This window comes from Enterocloster bolteae (genome assembly GCF_002234575.2).
Lineage (GTDB): Bacteria > Bacillota > Clostridia > Lachnospirales > Lachnospiraceae > Enterocloster > Enterocloster bolteae.
Window position 1 is genome coordinate 5,634,889 of sequence record NZ_CP022464.2, and the last position, 17,900, is coordinate 5,652,788.

A 17,900-nucleotide genomic window follows, 5' to 3' on the forward strand; every position below is an offset into this window, starting at 1 on the left:
CCTGTCAAACCTCGGACTGCTCTAGCCCTTTACCGCTCCATCTGCCATTCCCTTGACAAAGTACTTATTGCAGGAAAGGAAAATGAGGAGCACGGGGAATGCCACAACCGCCGAAGCCGCCATGGTGGAGCCCCAGTCAACAGAAAACTCCCCCGCAAACATGTGTATGGCGATTGGAAGTGTCCTGGTCCTGGTGGAAGTGCTCAAGTTCAGGGCAAACAAGAATTCCTCCCACGCATGGATATATGTATAGATGGCCACGGAAATCAGTCCCGGCTTTGCAATGGGAAGCACAACTCTGAAAAGAGCCCCCATTCCGGTGCAGCCGTCAATCTTAGCCGCCTCCTCCAATTCCTTTGGAACTGTCTCAAAAAAGGAGCTGAGCATGATCACGCCCATGGGTATGGTCAATGCCAAATCCGCCAAGATGAGCGAAAAGTGGGTATCCAAAAGCCCTGTCTTTGCAACCAGGAAATACAGCGGGATGATGATAACCACGCTGGGGATCATCTGTCCAAACAAAAGAGCTATCTTCAAAACCCCGTGCCCTTTAAATTTATACCGGCTCAATCCATAACCTGCCAGGATGGATATGAAAAGTGTAACCGCCACCACACAGGCCGTGATGATCACGCTGTTTATAAAAGCCAGGTACATCTTGGAATTGGTCAGCACATTCACATAGTTGCTGATTGTCGGGGTATCCGGGATAATCTGGGGAGGGATGTCATATTGTTCCGTGGGAAGCTTGATGGAAGTGGACAGCATCCAGATTGCCGGAAAGACGGCCACCAGAACCACCAGGAGCAAAACCGCATAGGTACAGACCTGCCAAACCGGACTGGTGCCGGTTACGGACTTTTTCATTTTCGCCATTTTACTTCCCCTCCTTTTCTCTTGTCAGATAGAGATACACAAGGCTTACCGACATGGATAATACGAACAGGACCGCGCTGGCGGCGCTGGCCATTCCAAAATCATAATCCATGAATGCCCTCTTATAAATATACATGGCCATGACCTCTGTCTTGTGGGCCGGCCCTCCTTCTGTCATCGCATATATGAACGTAAATGCGTTGAGTGTCCAGATAATCATCAGGAGGATGGTGGAATAACAGGTGGCGGCTATGGACGGCCAGGTAACATTCTTAAAAATATCAAGTATGTTGGCCCCGTCAATCACCGCGGCCTCCTTAAGGTCTTTTGATACGCTCTGCAGGGCAGCCTCTATCATCAGCAGGATAAAAGGAAACATTTTCCAGGTATTGACCGCAATCACGGACCACATGGCAACCTTCGGGTTGGACAGCCATGTCTGGTTTGTCTCAATAATCCCAAGGGAGCAGAAAATAAAGTTGATGATTCCATAGTCCGCATTGTACATCCATTTCCACACAACGGATCCAATGATGCTGGGCGTCACCCAGGGTATCATCAGCAGGATACGGATGAACGTCTTCCCTTTTACAAAGGGCTGGTGAAGCACCAGCGCCATGATAAAGCCCAGACCAAACTGAAAGAAAACGCTTCCAAAGGTCCAGAGCAATGTATTGCCAATGGAGCCTATAAAGACCTTGTCCCCAAACAGCTTCTTATACTGGGAAATGCCGCAGAAAACAGGGGTCTGCATGAACAGGGTATTATTAAAGAAACCCATTATCAGCGTATAAAACAAAGGATACAGCATGACCACAGCAACAACGAGCACTGCAGGAAGTACGTAGCCAGCTCCGGAACGTTTTATTTTTCTAAGCATACTTTCACCTTTCTCCTTTTAAGAAACAGGCCCTGCCTGCCGGTACCGCCCCGCGCATAAGCACTGGACGGCACCGGCAAAGCCTGCCCTGCCCGAATTACTCCAATAAACCGTTTACTGCCTGGTCAAGCAATCTGCTTGCTTCTTCTGCGGACATATCCTCGGACAACATTAACTGGAGATTATCCATGATGGCCTGCCGGATTCCCACAATGTTCTTCACTGCCGGAAGCGCACTTGCATACTGAAGGGCTTCTGCATTGGGTTTGATGATATCCTCCGGATAATCCGCATAACGCGCCGCCACTTCCGCTGTTCCTGTAAATGTGTTGGTATAGATAGCAGCAATATCTGGTCTGGTAAGGAACTTCACAAATTCCCAGGCAGCTTCCTTTTCCTTGCTGCATTCCGCAACCGCCACAGACCAGCCGCCCAGGATTGTGTTTCTCTCAGCGCCGTTGGCAGTTGGAACCATGGCACAGGCAAAATTCAAATCAGGATTTGTCTTGACAATTTCCTCCAAATCATAAATGCCGCTTAAGTACATTGCAATCTTGCCGCTTGCAAACAGGGTACGGTTTGCAATGTTGTCATTTTCCAAAAGGGATGCCGGGGAATAGGCAGCCAGGTCCTTATAAAGCTGGGCCGTTTCAACAGCCACACTGTTTCCCAGTTCCGATGCAGAGTTGTCTGCATTCAGAATATCGCTTCCCGAGGAGCGGAGCATGGTTATGTACTGGAATGAGAAGTTGGAATAGTTGGTTCCGCAGAGTCCGTACCCATACACATCTCCGTTGGTACATGCCGCAGCCACTTCCTTCACTTCCTCCCATGTGGCCGGAGGCGTATCGTATCCTGCTGCTGATAAGATATCCTTATTGTAATACATGACATAGGTCTCGCTGCGGAATGGCAGGCCGTAGAGCTTTCCATCCACAGTGGAGGCATCGTTGGCCCCCTGTACGAACTGGCTTACATCAAAGGAATCCTTTGCCACATACTCATCCAGCGGTTCAAGCAGGTTTGCGCTGCCAAAGGTGGTGACCCAGTCAAGGGCGCAGGCCATCACGTCCGGGGCAGTGCCATTGGTCAATGCCAGCATGTATTTATCATTGGCCAGGTCTGCCTGGAATTCAGCCTCAATCTTAATGTCCGGGTGTTCCTGGTTCCAGATCGCCTCCACCTCGGGCCATACGGCTTCCTGCCAGTTTCCGTCCCAGAACTTGATGGTGGTCTGCTCCCCCGCAGCTCCTGCCTGCTTCCCGGAATCAGCCGCCTGTCCCTGGGGCCCGGAAGCCTCCCCGGCCGGTTTCTGCTCCCCCTTCCCCGAAGAGCATCCGGTCATAAGCCCCATCGCCATCGCAGCCGCCACAGTTACGCTCAGTGTTCTCCTCACTGCCTTTTTCATGTTTCTTCCTCCTCAATTTCGTTTCCGTACTTCTTTTTCTAAAAATGTTAACGTTACCATTTGTTTCGTGTCTTTATACTAGCAAACTTTTGTGCATATTGCAAGTATTTTTTAATAAAAAATAGTTTTTTTAACATTTTTATCTCTTTTCTAAAATGTTAACGTTATTAATTATTGTCATTTCAATGCCTTGAAACTGATTTTGAGTTATGCTATAATGAAAACATAACAAATATTTTCATAAGAGGGGACAAGAATGAAAACAATAAAAGATGTGGCTGCTTATTCCGGTGTTTCTCTGACCACCGTTTCACGGGTAGTCAATGGTTCTGATAAAGTCTCACCCAAAACAAAGGCAAAAGTAGACCAGGCCATCAAGGAACTGGGATACTTTCCCAACAATGCCGCTCGCTCGCTGGTGAAAAAGCAGACAGACTCCATCGCCATCCTGCTGCGCAACATACATGACCCATTTTTCACCGACCTGATACGTGGGATTGAGGATGCCTCTGCCACCCTTGGGCGCAACATCATTTTCTGCAGCCCCGGTAAAGACGAAAAGGTACGGGACCGCTATATCGAATACCTGACCAACGGTATCTCCGACGCCATCATCCTGTATGGCTCCCTCTTTACGGACAAGGCTATGGTAGAGCATCTTCAGGAAGTGGGGTTCCCGTTCCTGCTGATAGAAAATAATTTTCAGATGATGCCGGTCAACCAGTTCCTCATTGACAATGTTGCCGGAGCCAGGGATGCAGTGAACTACCTCATCCGCCATAACCACAAAAGGATTGCCCATGTTATGGGCAATCCCAATAAAAAGGTTATCCTGGAACGTCTCAACGGTTATATAGAAACCATGCAGGACAACGGCCTGTTAATTCAGGACTACTATATACAAAATACCCTCAGCGACTCCACTCTCTCCCTTCCGAAATTCAGGGAAATGATGAACCGCCCCAAGGGCGAGCGGCCCACTGCAATCTTCTGCAGCAATGACAAGATTGCCATAATGGTAATCAACGAACTGACGGAATCCGGATTCAAAGTGCCTGAGGATGTATCGGTTGTCGGTTTTGACAATCTGAATACATACGGTTTCTCCTACCGCGGCCCCCGTATTACCAGTATCAGTCAGCCATTATACCAGATTGGATATGACAGCATCATCTCCATTGACGGCGTCCTCCAGGGCAGCATCGAAACACCCATCAACAAATTTTACCCCACCACGTTAGAGGAGCATGAGACGGTGTGTTCTTTGTAAAACTGCTTTTAGGAGCTTCCCTGTATTAGACCGGACGCCTTTGGAGATGTATTTTCACTCCAGCAGCCGTCCCACATCCAGCTTCCCCCACCCCTGCTGGTTATGGGGAAGGCCCAGGTCCAGGGCCCGTTCCCTGATACGAAGCTTCACATCCTTGTTGCTCATATCCGGGTACTTTTCCAGCAGCAGGGCTATTGCGCCTGACACAAGAGGCGTGGACATGCTGGTGCCTGACTTTGAAAAATATTTGCCGGGCTCATTGCAGCAGCTGATGATGCCTGAGCCCGGCGCTACCAAATCCGGCTTGCAGACACAAGCCAGTGTGGGGCCTCTTCCGGAATAATCCACCATGCGGCTTCCCATGACGTCCACTTCCTTGTGATCGTCGGAGCAGCCCACGGTTATAACCTTGCGGCTGATGCCGGGAGTTGTGATGGTCATTCGGCCCGGTCCATGATTTCCGGCTGCCACCACTACCACCAGGCCGTCATCCCAGGCCGCATTCACCCCCCGCACCAGAATTGAGTTCTCTGTCATGTCCCTGCGGGACAAGGAGCCTACGGAGATATTCACAATGCGGATATTATATCTGTCCCTGTTCTCCCGGATCCATTTAAGTCCGGTCAGTACGTCTGTGGCATAGCCGTTTCCCTTCTGGTCCAGCACCTTCACCGATATGAGACTGCATCCCGGCGCCACCCCTCTGTATTTCCCGTCGGAGGAGATACCGCTGCCTCCAATCATTGCAGCTATATGGGTGCCATGGCCATTGTCATCATAGGGCGATGTGCGGTGGTTTACAAAATCAGCAAAGGCTGTCACTCTATCCTTAAAATCCTCATGGAGGTAAATTCCGGTGTCAAGTACTGCCACACCCACTCCTCTACCCGTAATACCCATGGAATACACTTCTTCACAATTAATGTCTTCTCTCGCCTGATTCACATCACGATTTTCTCCTTTTTTATTAGGATATTCTATAATGAAGGAATCTGTGCCAGGGCACCGTGTGACGCGGTCAGGCAGGCAGGACTGTCAGGCAGATAAAACCGCCTGACAGGAGCAAAAATATTTTCTTTAAAAGGAAGGCGGAACCTGCTTCTGCCGGTCCACGTCAATCACACCGTAGGTATTGATTCTCAGCTTCGGAATGACCGGAAGGCTTACAAATGCCAGGGTCATGAATGCATCTATATCGCTGCTGATTCCCAGCTGCCTTGTCAAAACCTTCAGAGCCTGCAGCTGCTCCTCCACCTCCTCCACGGATAACCGGCTCATAACTCCGCCAATGGGAAGCGCAAGCTCGCCTAGCACCTGTCCTTCTGCCGCCACAGCCAGGCCGCCCCTGTTCTTTCTCACTGCGTTGGCGGCCAATACCATATCCCTGTCATTGGTCCCCACCACAATCAGGTTGTGGGAATCATGGGCTACGCTTGTAGCCACGGCTCCCTTCTTAAGACCGTATCCGCCCACAAAGCCCAGTCCCTTGTGTCCGGTGTGAAGATGGCGTTCAAACACAGCTGCCTTCACAATATCCTGTTCCAGGCTGACGCCGGGTGCCAGCCCCGGAGTATTCTGCCAGGGCACCAGACGCTCCTCTGTGAGAAGTTCATGGGGTTTAAACTGAATAACCCGCTCCATGGCCCCCTTTTGCTCCAGCACCAGGTCCTCCAGGGTAACCTCATCCATATGGAAGGAGTTAAACACCCTTGGAAATGCAGTTTCCAGGCCACCGGCTGTTTTTTCCGCAGATTCGGTATCCTCCCTGCTTCCGGACCGCGGCTCCTCTCCTGCTGCATAATTTCGTTTCTTTTCCTTCCCGGCCCCCAGGCATACTCCCTCCTTTGCCGTCAGGACTCCGTCCTTGTATACAGCCGCCACCCGGATATCCTTCAAGTCCTCAAGCACTGCCAGGTCCGCCCTCAGCCCAGGCATGACAGCGCCCCTGTCCTTCAGTCCAAAATACCGGGCTGCATTAAAGGTTCCCATCTTAATGGCCCGTATGGGGTCCGCGCCCAGGGACACTGCCCTGCGGATAATATAATCAATATGTCCCATAGAAATCAGGTCGCCGGGATGCTTGTCATCTGTCACCAGCATACACCTCTCATAATAGGGGGCCTCAAACAGGGGCATAAGTGCCTCCAGGTTCCTGGCAGCCGTGCCCTCCCGTATCATAATCCACTGTCCTCTTCCAAGTTTTTCCAGAGCCTCCCCTGCATCTGAACACTCGTGGTCAGACCACACGCCGGAGCACACGTAGGCATTCAGCTCATTCCCTCTCAGGAAAGGCGCATGGCCGTCTATAACCTTGCCTCGCCTCCCTGCCTCCGTAAGCTTCCCCATCAGATCCTCCTGGCCGGCAACCACTCCCACTGAATTCATCACCTCTGCCAGCCCCAAAACCCTGGGATTCTCATAGTATGGCTTTATATCCTCCGGCCCCAGCACAGCACCGGACTCGTCCAGTCCGGTGGAGGGCACGCAGGAGGGCATGACAAAAAATGTATCCAGGGACAGTCCCTCCGTGGCTTTTAACATATAATCCACGCCCTGGCACCCTGCCACGTTGCCAATCTCATGGGGATCCGTAATCACGGTGGTGGTGCCATGGGGAAGGACTGCTTTTTCAAACTCCGGCGGCGACACCATGGAACTTTCAATATGTATATGCCCGTCAATAAAACCGGGACAGATATACCTGCCTGTCATATCTACGTTGACAAGCCCATCATATTCCCCTATGCCGGCTATGCAGCCATCCTCAATGGCTATGTCCCCAATCTCTGTGCGCTCCGTAAATACATTGACGATTGTCCCCCCTTTTAACACAAGGGATGCCTTTCTTCTTCCGGCAGCAACGTCCATCATTTTTTTTAAATCATTGTATTGTCTCACACAAATACCTCCTTCTGTTTATTCTTTAGCCCCCGATATATTTGATATCATAATACTATAATCCATATAAAAGTACAATATTCTGATATTATTAAATTTTTATTTAAATTATCAATACTTCTTCATCTATTTGGTTTTTCTGCAAAATTTTTACATTCTATCATTAAAATGCTTGTATTTCCGCATCATCGTGCTATAATAGTCTCATGGAAGTATAGCTCAGCTGGGATGAGCGTTCGCCTCACACGCGAAAGGTCATGGGTTCGAGCCCCATTACTTCCATTTTTCGTACCCTTTTTCAGTTTACGATTCCATTTCATTTTTCTTTCATCCCCCAAAGCCTGTTTTTTCCAGCCTCCTGATTTTTCCCTTGCAGCCTTATTTGTTTCCGCGGCTTTGTCCAGCGGGTGGAAATTATCAATTTTAAGATTTTCTTAATAATCTATTCAAAGAACATTCAAACATTCCGGAGGATTGCATGCTATACTAAGTACATAAGAAATGCACGAATGTTTAACAACTATCCTTCAACCCTTTTTGAAAATCCGAAAATCCTAAAGAAAATTGCTCCGTACCACCTGGTACGGAGCTTTTTCTATGAATTCCATAATGTTTGACTTTCTCTATCTCCGGTATCCATCTACGGTACCTATCTCCGGTTCAGCCCTGCCAGAACTTCCCTCAATTTCTCCACATTTCCATCATCAAAACAATATCCGTCCATCCCGCAGCGGCGCGCTCCCTCTATGTTAAGCTCAAGGTCATCCACAAAGAAGCATTCTTCAGGCTTCAGATGGAACCGCTCAAAGAGGTGGCCGTATATTTCCTTCTGTGGCTTCAGACACAGGACGTCGGCCGAGAACAGGATGCCGTCAAAACAGTCCACTGCGGGCAGCACGTCCTTATAGCAGCTCAAAAGGCGCACAGATGCATTGGAGCACAGATAGATGCCGTAGCCCATGGACTTAAGCCATCTTACCACATCCTCCATTCCTTCCTTCTTATACATGTTGAACTCATGCCAGCGGTTGAAACACAGGGCGGCCAGACTGCGCTCCTCCTCTGTATCCAGGCGGGCCTGCATCTTTTTTAATGCCATATCCTCCGGCATTACTCCCAAGTCCAGCAGAATCCACTCAGGAGATACGAATATGGAAGTGCTGACCTTTTTCCTGGTCTCCTGGTCCTCTATGAAATGCCTGCACACTCCGTCCGCTATGTAGTCCACCAGGACATTTCCCATATCAAAAACAATGTTCTTAATCATCCTATCCTCCTGCTATCTTTCATATATGATGGCTTTGCAGCCTCCAAGGGGAACATTTCACCATATTCAAAAACCCGGGACAAGGCCCCGGGTTTCACGTCTCTTAGGCTTCCGGTTTTTCAACCTGGATAATGGCAGCCTTCTGCATAGGAATACGGCAGTTTTTATTGTTACCGAATTCCACAATGACTGTATCATCTGTCATGTCGATGATAACGCCATAGAATCCGCTGCTGGTGAGAATGGTATCACCAACTGCAACGCTTTCCAGCAATTCCTTCTGTCTTTGCTTCTCCTTCTTCTGAGGACGGATTGCCATGAAATATAACATACCTCCCAGAAGAACAATATAGAGAACCCAGAACATCGGACCACTTGTCATTCCATTTTCCTCCTTCACACCTACCGCCGCCTCGCCGCAGTAGTTTCTTATTCATCAGACGCCGTACTGATCGCACGGCCGGAACCTTCCATACCGGCAAGCTTGGCCGCTTTATACTCAGCATAACGGTGTTCCTCGATGGCGTCGCGAATCTCTTTCATCATTGTATTATAAAAATACAAATTATGCAAGGTACATAATCTCATTCCAAGCATTTCTTTTGCCTTCAGCAGATGGCGTATATAGGCCCTGCTGTATGAACGGCAGGCAGGACAGCCGCATCCTTCTTCTATGGGACGGGAATCCAGCTCGTATTTCTGGTTAAACAGATTCAGCTTGCCCTGGTTGGTGTACACATGGCCGTGGCGTCCGTTCCTGGATGGATATACGCAGTCAAAGAAGTCCACGCCCCGGTCAACCGCTTCCAGGATATTGGCCGGAGTTCCCACGCCCATCAGATATACAGGCTTGTCCTCAGGCAGGCAGGGCACTGTCACATCCAGAATATGGTACATCTCCTCGTGGCTCTCGCCCACCGCCAGTCCGCCCACTGCATAACCGTCCAAGTCCATTTCCCGTATAGTCCTTGCATGCTCCATACGTATCTCATCCACCACGCCGCCCTGGTTGATGCCGAACAGCAGCTGCTGACGGTTCACCGTGTCCGGCAGGGAGTTAAGACGCTCCATCTCGGTCTTGCAGCGCGCCAGCCAGCGGGTGGTGCGCTCCACTGAATGCCGGATGTAGTCGTCGCTTGCATGGCTGGGAGGGCATTCGTCAAACGCCATGGCAATGGTGGAACCCAGATTGGACTGAATCTGCATGCTTTCCTCAGGCCCCATGAATATCTTGTGGCCGTCGATATGGGAATTAAAGTAAACCCCTTCTTCCTTAATCTTGCGCAGTCCTGCCAGGGAAAATACCTGGAACCCGCCGGAATCCGTAAGGATAGGGCGGTCCCAGTTCATGAACCTGTGCAGCCCGCCAAATTCCCTTATAAGCTTGTCGCCGGTGCGCACGTGGAGATGATAGGTATTGGACAGTTCCACCTGGGTGCCGATTTCCCGCAGATCATCCGTTGATACAGCTCCCTTGATGGCGCCCACTGTTCCCACATTCATGAACACAGGCGTCTCCACGGTACCGTGTACTGTTTCCATACGGGCGCGCTTGGCACGCCCGTCCTTTGTTATGACTTGATATTTCATATGATATGCCTCAATTATTCCTCATCGTCTGCCAGGGCAGCTTTAATCATGATGGCGCACTCAATCCGCTTCTTCTGCATCTCACAGCCAATGTCATATGCCCCGTTGATGGAGCCGCTGAAGTTATACGCGTTGGCAGAACAGCCGCCGCTGCAGTAGAACCTGGCAAAGCAGTCCTTGCACCCCGGCTTGGCGTATACATTGCAGGTCTTGAACTCATCCCTGATATCCGTGTTCACAACACCTGTGTCCACATTGCCCATAAGGAATTTTTCATTGCCCACAAACTGGTGGCAGGGATAGAGATCGCCCCAGGGGGTCACCGCCAGATACTCGGTGCCGGAACCGCAGCCTGCCATGCGCTTAGCCACGCAGGGTCCTGCCTTTAAGTCCAGCATAAAATGGAAGAAGTTGAATCCCCTTCCCTCCTTTTTACGCTTGATATACTCCAGGGCCAGGCGGTCGTATTCCTTTAAGATGGCCGGGATATCTTCCTCCTTGATGGCGTAATCCTCTGACGGGTCAGCCACCACCGGCTCCATGGACATCTGCTCAAACCCCAGATCCGCATAATGGAGCACGTCGTCTGCAAAGTCCAGATTGTTCCTGGTGAATGTACCGCGGACATAATAATTCATCTGCTTTCTGCTGTCCGCAAACTTCTGGAACTTGGGGACAATCAGGTCATAGCTGCCGCTGCCGTTACGGAAGGGGCGCATCTTATCGTTGACATCCTTTCGTCCGTCCAGGCTCAGCACCACATTGCTCATCTCACGGTTGCAGAATTCCATTACCTCGTCATTTAGCAGAACACCGTTGGTTGTCAGGGTAAAACGGAATTTCTTGTGGTGGGCTTCCTCCTGTGAACGGCCGTATTCCACCAGCCGTTTCACCACATCCCAGTTCATCAGAGGCTCGCCGCCAAAGAAGTCCACCTCCAGGTGCTCCCTGTTTCCGGAATTGGCAATCAGGAAATCCAGTGCCTTCTTTCCCACCTCATAGCTCATGAGGGCGCGGCGTCCATGATACTCGCCTTCCTCTGCAAAGCAGTAACGGCAGGCCAGATTGCAGTCATGGGCAATGTGCAGGCACAGTGCCTTCACCACCGTCTTCCTCTTCTTAAAGTCTACCACAAAATCCCTGTAAATATCCTTGGTAAGGAGCTGCTCTGCTTCAATCAGCTGACCGATTTCCTCCAGAGCCTCCTCTATATCCTCCTGGCTGTATCTGTCCTTCAGACAGACCCTTACCTCTTCCTTCACATATGAAGGCAGGGCAGCGGGCGCTTCCATCTCCGGAATCCGCTGTGAAACCAGCTGCACGGCGTCGTAGACCACCGGGTCCACCACATGGACGGATCCGCTGTTGACATCCAGGACAATATGATAACCATTATTTATATACTGATGAATCACGAATTTACTCTCTCTTTCCAAGGGCCAGTGGCCCCAAATCCTGTGCATGGTAAAGCCCCTATAATCCCATCGACCATAGGGGCTTGCAACCAATTTCCTGTATGTATCTCTTCTGACCGGCGATTAGCGGTTAGCGTTCTCGCAGCTCTGGTTTCCTACTGTACAGGATGTCTTGCAGGCTGACTGGCAGGAAGTCTGGCACTCGCCGCATCCGCCCTTCTTCATTGTGTCCTTTAAGGTATTGGTATTCAATGTCTTAACGTGCTTCATACTACGGCACCTCCTATTCATTTAATATTATTAATTATTTGAAACTATAATTCCTTGAAATTATAACACAGGTTAAAGTCCCTTGCAACGGTATTTTCAAAGGTTTGTCATATTAAAGGCTCCCCCGGGAATATACTGCAACATAGATTCTTTCAAAAGGAGAACAATATATGGAAAATGGTATTGTGAAGCCCATGCTCCGCTCCCTGCTCATCTCCTATGTGCTGTCAGGAATCCTTCTGGCTGCCCTGGCCTTTGCCCTCTATAAACTGCGCCTGAAAGAGGGACAGGTGAACCTGATGGTGTATGCCGTGTATCTTTTGACCTGCTTATGCGGCGGTTTTCTGGCGGGCAAACGCATCCGGCAGCGCCGGTTCTTCTGGGGGCTTCTGTCAGGGCTTCTGTACTTCCTGGTGCTTTTTGCAGTGTCCTGGGCCATGAATATGGGGTCAGCCATTGATATGGAGCGGTCTGTCACCGTCATGGGCATATGCGCGCTGGGAGGAACCATAGGGGGGATGCTCAGTTAATGTTCAAAAGAGAGAATACCTGATTCCAGTCATGGCCATGGAATCCGGTCATTCTCTCTTCTCTTCCATCAGATGCCCTTTGCCGGGCCTTATTTTTTCTTATTTCTTTTTCTTCTTCACACCCGCATCTTCCAGGCTCCCCACAGCCTGTGCCAGCACAAAGACAGCACTTCCCAAAAACACGAACATGTCGCCCAGATTGAACACCACCTTCTTAAGGGATTTCCATTCAATGGTGAAGTAATCCACCACATACCCGCGCACCACACGGTCGTACAGATTGCTGAGAGCGCCTCCCATCACAAGAGACAGGCCCAGCTTCTCCCCGGTCTTTCCCTTATCCTGCATCATGGCTGCCAGTGCTCCGGCCATGGCCGAAATCACCATAAGCGGAATCCCCTTTACCAATTCCGGTCTTTCCTTCATAAATCCGAAGGGAAAACCGCTGTTGTGGTTCTTATGAAGCTTTATAAATCCTTTGGCAGACGGCAGGTCCCTTGGAAACGTGTCGTCCTCCTGACCTTCCACCACGCTCTTGACCCCCAGGTCCAGGGCAGCCAGCCCGCCTATTATCCAGCCATAAATCATAGATTCGCCTTCCTTTCCACCCTTTTATTTCATTTTACTATGGTTTCACACCTCCGTCCAGTGAAAGGTTTCTGAATTCAAGCATATACTATAACAAATATCCTGCCCGAGGTGTGCCATGGCAGACTGCCCATTTAATTCCGCCGACGAGAATATTGCTGATTTCATATACAGAATTGGAAGCCAGCAGCAGATAGTCGGCAATCCGGCCGATATTCCCTGTATGGATTATGTGAACGATGAATACAATATCATCTACACTCCTCTGGATACCGTAACCCCCATTTCCCTGGCCCGATACAGCTACTATACTGTACCCGGACTTTTTTCCCTTCTGGACAGTTCCAGCATGGAGGCCTCCGGCATACTTACCACCTTTGCCGCGCCTGCCCTGGGAAACAGGGGGCGCGGAACCCTAATAGGTATCGTGGATACCGGCATTGACTATACCAACCCCTTATTCCGCTATCAGGACGGCTCCACCCGAATCGCCGGACTGTGGGACCAGAGCATCCCCACAGGAGAGGATGTCATTCCTCCCGGCGTGCCGGCCTATTATGAACTCAGCGGCGCCTCTTATGGCACTGAATTTACCAGGGAGCAAATCAACCAGGCCCTTGCCTCCGACAGCCCCCTGGACCTGGTGCCCTCCACAGACACCAATGGCCACGGTACCTTCCTGGCCGGTATTGCCGCCGGCGGCTCCCTGCCGGAACAGGACTTCACTGGCGCGGCTCCGGAATGCGAGATCATAGTGGTCAAACTGAAACAGGCAAAACGCTATCTCCGCGAATTCTACCTTGTCAGCCAGGACGCAGATGCTTATCAGGAAAATGACATCATGATGGGAATTAAATACCTGAGGGTGACCGCATTCCGCCTTGGACGCCCCCTCATCATCCTCATAGCCCTTGGCTCCAACCTTGGAAGCCATGAAGGTACCTCACCCTTAAGCAGCGTTGTACAGGATGCCAGCCGTTTCCTGGGCCGGGCAGCGGTCATCGCGGCAGGCAATGAGACAGGCCGGGCCCATCACCATTTCGGCACCATTCCGTCCGGACAGGAGTGGGATGATGTGGAAATCCGGGTGGGACCGGAGGAATCCGCCCGCGGTTTTTCCCTGGAGCTCTGGGCATCCACTGCCGATACCTACTCTGTGGGCTTTGTCTCCCCCAGCGGCGAGATAATCTCCCGTATTCCTATTATAGCCAGGAACGAGACCTCTATCCCTTTTCTTCTGGAACCAACGGTCATTACGGTCAATTACCAGCTCATTGAATCCGGCGCCGGAAAACAGCTGATATTCATGCGTTTTAGAAATCCTGTGGCCGGCATATGGAAGGTGCGGGTCTATAATACCCAATATTTTACAGGAGAATTCCATATGTGGCTGCCCTCCGAGGGACTAGTATCGGATGAGACCGTATTTCTGCGTCCCACTCCCGACACCACCATTACCCTGCCCGGCAATACGGCCGCGCCCATTACAGTGGGGGCCTATAATCACCTGAACAACAGTATTTACATCCACTCCAGCCGCGGCTTCACCCCTTCCGGTATTGTAAAGCCGGAGCTGGCAGCTCCAGGCGTCAATGTAATGGGGCCTTCTGTAGGCCGCAGAGCTGGCGGATCCGTACCCATGACCACCCGCAGCGGCACCTCAGTGGCTGCCGCCCACGTGGCCGGCGCCGTGGCCAGCCTCTTTGGCTGGGGAATCGTGGAGAGCAACCAGATTACCATGAGCCAGGCGTCCGTGAAATCTTATTTGATCCGGGGTGCAAGAAGAAATCCAGCACTCCGCTACCCCAACGAAGAATGGGGCTACGGAGCACTGGATTTATATGAAACCTTCCGGCGTATCAGGGAATAACCCTCTGTTCAGTAAGGTAAATGAGCCATGCAAAGGTATGAATTATCCACGCATCTGTATCAATGGTCCGCCGCTTTTTTCCAGATAGGGACGGGTGACAACAACAGAGCCGATATTAGGGTCCTTGGGAATCTCATACATGATATCCAGCATGAATTCCTCCAGAATGGCCCTCAGCGCCCTGGCCCCGGTCCCTCTCTTGATGGCTTCACCGGCAATCCATTTAAGGGCCTCATCCTCAAAGACCAGCCGCACCTCATCCATCTCCAGCAGACGCTCATACTGCTTGGTGATGGCATTCTTCGGCTCTTTCAGGATGCGGACCATCATATCCTCCGTAAGCCCCTGAAGGGTTACTGTCACAGGAAGCCTTCCCAGAAACTCAGGAATCATTCCAAAGGTCCGCAAATCCTCATTGGTCACCTGCCCCAGAATATCGGGATCCTTATCATATGTATCCTTCAGTATAGAACCAAAGCCCATGGTGATTTTCTTCATCAGGCGCTCCTTAATGATTTCCTCCAAATCGGGGAAGGCGCCGCCGCAGATGAACAGGATATTATCCGTATTCACTGTTGCCATGGGTGTCATGGCGTTTTTCTGGTTGGAGCCTACCGGCACCTCCACAGTGCTTCCCTCCAGCAGCTTGAGCAGCTCCTGCTGTACGGATTCGCCGCTTACATCTCTGGCATTGGTCTGTTTCTTCTTGGCAATCTTGTCAATCTCATCAATGAATATGATTCCCCTCTGAGCCCGTTCCACATCGTTATCCGCAGCAGCCAGAAGCTTGGACACCACGCTTTCTATATCATCGCCGATATAACCGGCCTCTGTCAGGGAGGTGGCGTCGGCAATGGCCAGCGGTACATCCAGAAGTCTGGCCAGCGTCTTAACAAGATAGGTCTTTCCGCTTCCTGTTGGACCAATCATCAGTATGTTGGACTTTTCAATGACAATGTTCTTATCTGTTCCGGCATCCTCCCCTGCCCCGTCCTGAGGCGGCTGGTCCAGAAATGCCCTTTTATAATGGTTATATACAGCCACTGCCATTACCTTCTTGGCCTTTTCCTGGCCGATAACATATTCGTCCAGCTCTGCCTTGATGACATGGGGCGCCGGTATATCCTTCATAGTCAGGACCGGCTGTTCCTTGGCTTTTTTCTTGATTTTCTGCTTTTTGGGGATTTCCACTGCGGGAGGCGTCATGTTCAGGTCATTGAGGTTCATGTTCATATAGGGCATATTAGGCAGTTTGGAAAAATCCATGCCCCCCTTTGTCACGGAATCAAATGCTTTCTGCATACAGTCATGGCAGAGATTCATGCCGCCGGGCATGGATATCATGGGGCCGGCCTTGCTCTCAGGCCGCCGGCACATGTAACACACCTTTTCATAGCGGTCTTCTTCCTTTTGTTTGTCTTTATCTTCACCATGGCCGGATGTCTCCACATCCTGGGTATACTCTTTCTCGTCCAAGTCAGTTCTCCTCTCTGTTAAAGGGCGTACCGGGCCGTTCCATCGTCCCGCCGCTTAACGTAAAGTATATAACAAAATGCTTCCCCAAACAAGAGGAAGCATTTTCATTTCACATTGTTTTGAAAAATTTTAGTTATTGGGCCTGTGTTTCCGTATTCTCCTGGGGCATGGCCTTCAGCGTGATGGTGACCGTCCTTTCCTGGTATTCCCCGTCCTTCTGGGACTGTACCGTCAGATCAATCTGTTCTCCCATCTCGTAGCAGGCCAGAAGCTCCTGCAAATCCGTCATGTTCCGGACGCTCTGTCCGTCCACCCTGGTGATGATGTCCTTTTCCCTCAGGTCAGACTGGGCCGCGGCTCCTTCCTCCAGTATCTTGTATACATACACACCTCTTGGCATTCCGAAAGCCGCTGCGGACTCTTCATCCACGCTGGTTCCCTGTATGCCCAGATAGCCTCTTTTGGCCTCCTCCACCGGATTCATGGTCTTGCGGTTCATAAGCTGGTTCATGATGTCTTCTGCCTTGGATATGGGAATTGCATAGCCGATTCCCTCTACCTCGGTGGAGGAATACTTGGCGGCGTTGATTCCTATCACCTCTCCCTTCATATTAAGAAGGGCTCCTCCGCTGTTGCCGGGATTGATGGCCGCATCTGTCTGCAGAAGTTCCCTGGTACTGGTATTTGATACCCTGACCTCCCGGTTAAGGGCGCTTACATACCCCACGGTCACGGACTGGCCGTAGCCCAGCGCATTGCCAATGGCTACAACGCCCTGTCCCACCTTCAGTTCATCGGAGTTGCCCAGCCTGGCCACCTTAATCTTGCTCTTGGTATCGTCCTTAATCTGCTCCAGGGGCACTGCTATGACTGCCAGATCCGTTTCTGCGTCCGTTCCCTTGATGGCTGCATCCACTACCTCACTGTCAATAAAGGCCACCTTCAGGGAGGTGGAATCCTCCACCACATGGTTATTGGTCACGATAAGAAGTTCCTTGTCATTCTCACCCACTATGATTCCCGAACCGCTGCTGGGTACCTCATAGGTCTGGGGGCCGCCCCTGAAGAACCAGCCGTATCCGTAATTATTGCTCTGGTATACCGCCGTACTGGTAATTGCCACCACTGTGGGCATGGCCTGTTCCACAATATCGGACACATCCGCCACTGCCTTTCCATTGTTCCTCTGGCCCTGCTGGTATCCGCCGTTACCCTGGGCGCTGCCCTGGCCGTTATCCTGTCCGCTGCCCTGACTTTCTGTCTGGGCCTTTGATATCTCTTCCTTTTTTTCCGCTTCAGCCGATGCAGCCGCGCTGTTTCCCATGAATCTGGATGCAGCCACATTGACCCCCACCATGGTCGCCCCTGAGACAGTGCCAAAGAGAAGGGCACCCGCTGTAATCAGGACTGCTTTTTTTAAAATGCCGCCTTTTTTCTTCTTTGGGGGCATATCCTCCGGCTGGGGACGGCGCCCGTATGGGTCCCCGCCGTACTGCCTGTTGTCATAACTCTGGTTATCATAAGACTTCCACCCGTAGTTCTGGTCGTTGTCGTACATTATA

General features: G+C 51.0%; 16 protein-coding genes and 1 tRNA gene. 4 read left to right on the plus strand and 13 right to left on the minus strand.

The features are described from left to right. Positions 1-21 precede the first annotated feature (21 nt). The 3 genes from CGC65_RS26205 to CGC65_RS26215 all read right to left on the minus strand — a co-directional run bounded on the left by CGC65_RS26205 (position 22) and on the right by CGC65_RS26215 (position 3,164). Positions 22-876: a carbohydrate ABC transporter permease gene (locus CGC65_RS26205; RefSeq protein WP_002566530.1), complete on the minus strand. Its 855-nt coding sequence runs from the start codon at positions 874-876 to the stop codon at positions 22-24. 1 nt (position 877) lies between these two features. Further along, positions 878-1,756 carry a carbohydrate ABC transporter permease gene (locus CGC65_RS26210; protein WP_002566531.1) on the minus strand — a complete coding sequence of 293 codons (879 nt, stop codon included), beginning with the start codon at positions 1,754-1,756 and terminating at the stop codon, positions 878-880. Between the two features lie 97 nt (positions 1,757-1,853). Then, entirely contained in the window at positions 1,854-3,164 is a 1,311-nt protein-coding gene (locus tag CGC65_RS26215) for an ABC transporter substrate-binding protein (protein ID WP_002566532.1), read from the minus strand. 256 nt (positions 3,165-3,420) lie between these two features. Between CGC65_RS26215 and CGC65_RS26220 the strand changes: the two genes are divergently transcribed. Further along, positions 3,421-4,434 (plus strand): LacI family DNA-binding transcriptional regulator, encoded by a 1,014-nt coding sequence (locus tag CGC65_RS26220; RefSeq protein WP_002566533.1) that lies wholly within the window; start codon positions 3,421-3,423, stop codon positions 4,432-4,434. Positions 4,435-4,488: 54 nt separating this feature from the next. Here the strand turns inward: CGC65_RS26220 and CGC65_RS26225 are convergent, their stop codons facing one another. Together CGC65_RS26225 and ade are read right to left on the minus strand one after the other, a co-directional pair. After that, positions 4,489-5,379 carry a S8 family peptidase gene (locus CGC65_RS26225; protein ID WP_002566534.1) on the minus strand — a complete coding sequence of 297 codons (891 nt, stop codon included), beginning with the start codon at positions 5,377-5,379 and terminating at the stop codon, positions 4,489-4,491. 132 nt (positions 5,380-5,511) lie between these two features. Then, the gene (ade, locus tag CGC65_RS26230) at positions 5,512-7,332 is read right to left on the minus strand and encodes an adenine deaminase (RefSeq protein ID WP_002566535.1); all 1,821 of its coding nucleotides are present in this window, start codon (positions 7,330-7,332) and stop codon (positions 5,512-5,514) included. Positions 7,333-7,540: 208 nt separating this feature from the next. On the opposite strand from ade, the gene CGC65_RS26235 reads away from it, so the two are divergent. Further along, positions 7,541-7,614: transfer RNA gene (locus CGC65_RS26235), tRNA-Val, on the plus strand. Between the two features lie 367 nt (positions 7,615-7,981). On the opposite strand, the gene CGC65_RS26240 is transcribed toward CGC65_RS26235, so the two are convergent. From CGC65_RS26240 to scfA, 5 genes are all read right to left on the minus strand, one after another. Continuing rightward, complete coding sequence (locus tag CGC65_RS26240) at positions 7,982-8,599, minus strand: HAD family hydrolase (protein ID WP_002566536.1); 618 nt, start codon at positions 8,597-8,599, stop codon at positions 7,982-7,984. Positions 8,600-8,702: 103 nt separating this feature from the next. Then, positions 8,703-8,981 carry a preprotein translocase subunit YajC gene (yajC, locus tag CGC65_RS26245; RefSeq protein WP_002566537.1) on the minus strand — a complete coding sequence of 93 codons (279 nt, stop codon included), beginning with the start codon at positions 8,979-8,981 and terminating at the stop codon, positions 8,703-8,705. Between the two features lie 47 nt (positions 8,982-9,028). Continuing rightward, the gene (tgt, locus tag CGC65_RS26250) at positions 9,029-10,189 is read right to left on the minus strand and encodes a tRNA guanosine(34) transglycosylase Tgt (protein WP_002566538.1); all 1,161 of its coding nucleotides are present in this window, start codon (positions 10,187-10,189) and stop codon (positions 9,029-9,031) included. 14 nt (positions 10,190-10,203) lie between these two features. Beyond that, on the minus strand, positions 10,204-11,604 hold the full coding sequence (scfB, locus tag CGC65_RS26255) for a thioether cross-link-forming SCIFF peptide maturase (RefSeq protein ID WP_038282513.1): 1,401 nt from the start codon (positions 11,602-11,604) through the stop codon (positions 10,204-10,206). 123 nt (positions 11,605-11,727) lie between these two features. Then, complete coding sequence (scfA, locus tag CGC65_RS26260) at positions 11,728-11,874, minus strand: six-cysteine ranthipeptide SCIFF (RefSeq protein WP_002566540.1); 147 nt, start codon at positions 11,872-11,874, stop codon at positions 11,728-11,730. A 170-nt stretch (positions 11,875-12,044) separates the two neighbouring features. Here scfA and CGC65_RS26265 point away from each other — a divergent pair, with 170 nt between their 5' ends. Beyond that, entirely contained in the window at positions 12,045-12,404 is a 360-nt protein-coding gene (locus tag CGC65_RS26265; RefSeq protein ID WP_002566541.1) for a TIGR04086 family membrane protein, read from the plus strand. 99 nt (positions 12,405-12,503) lie between these two features. Here the strand turns inward: CGC65_RS26265 and CGC65_RS26270 are convergent, their stop codons facing one another. Beyond that, the gene (locus CGC65_RS26270; RefSeq protein ID WP_002566542.1) at positions 12,504-12,992 is read right to left on the minus strand and encodes a signal peptidase II; all 489 of its coding nucleotides are present in this window, start codon (positions 12,990-12,992) and stop codon (positions 12,504-12,506) included. Positions 12,993-13,110: 118 nt separating this feature from the next. Between CGC65_RS26270 and CGC65_RS26275 the strand changes: the two genes are divergently transcribed. Beyond that, positions 13,111-14,862 (plus strand): S8 family peptidase, encoded by a 1,752-nt coding sequence (locus CGC65_RS26275; RefSeq protein ID WP_002566543.1) that lies wholly within the window; start codon positions 13,111-13,113, stop codon positions 14,860-14,862. Positions 14,863-14,904: 42 nt separating this feature from the next. Here CGC65_RS26275 and clpX read toward each other — a convergent pair whose 3' ends face one another. Then, positions 14,905-16,338: an ATP-dependent Clp protease ATP-binding subunit ClpX gene (clpX, locus tag CGC65_RS26280; protein WP_002566544.1), complete on the minus strand. Its 1,434-nt coding sequence runs from the start codon at positions 16,336-16,338 to the stop codon at positions 14,905-14,907. A 133-nt stretch (positions 16,339-16,471) separates the two neighbouring features. Further along, entirely contained in the window at positions 16,472-17,896 is a 1,425-nt protein-coding gene (locus tag CGC65_RS26285; RefSeq protein ID WP_002566545.1) for a S1C family serine protease, read from the minus strand. Between the last annotated feature and the right edge of the window lie 4 nt (positions 17,897-17,900).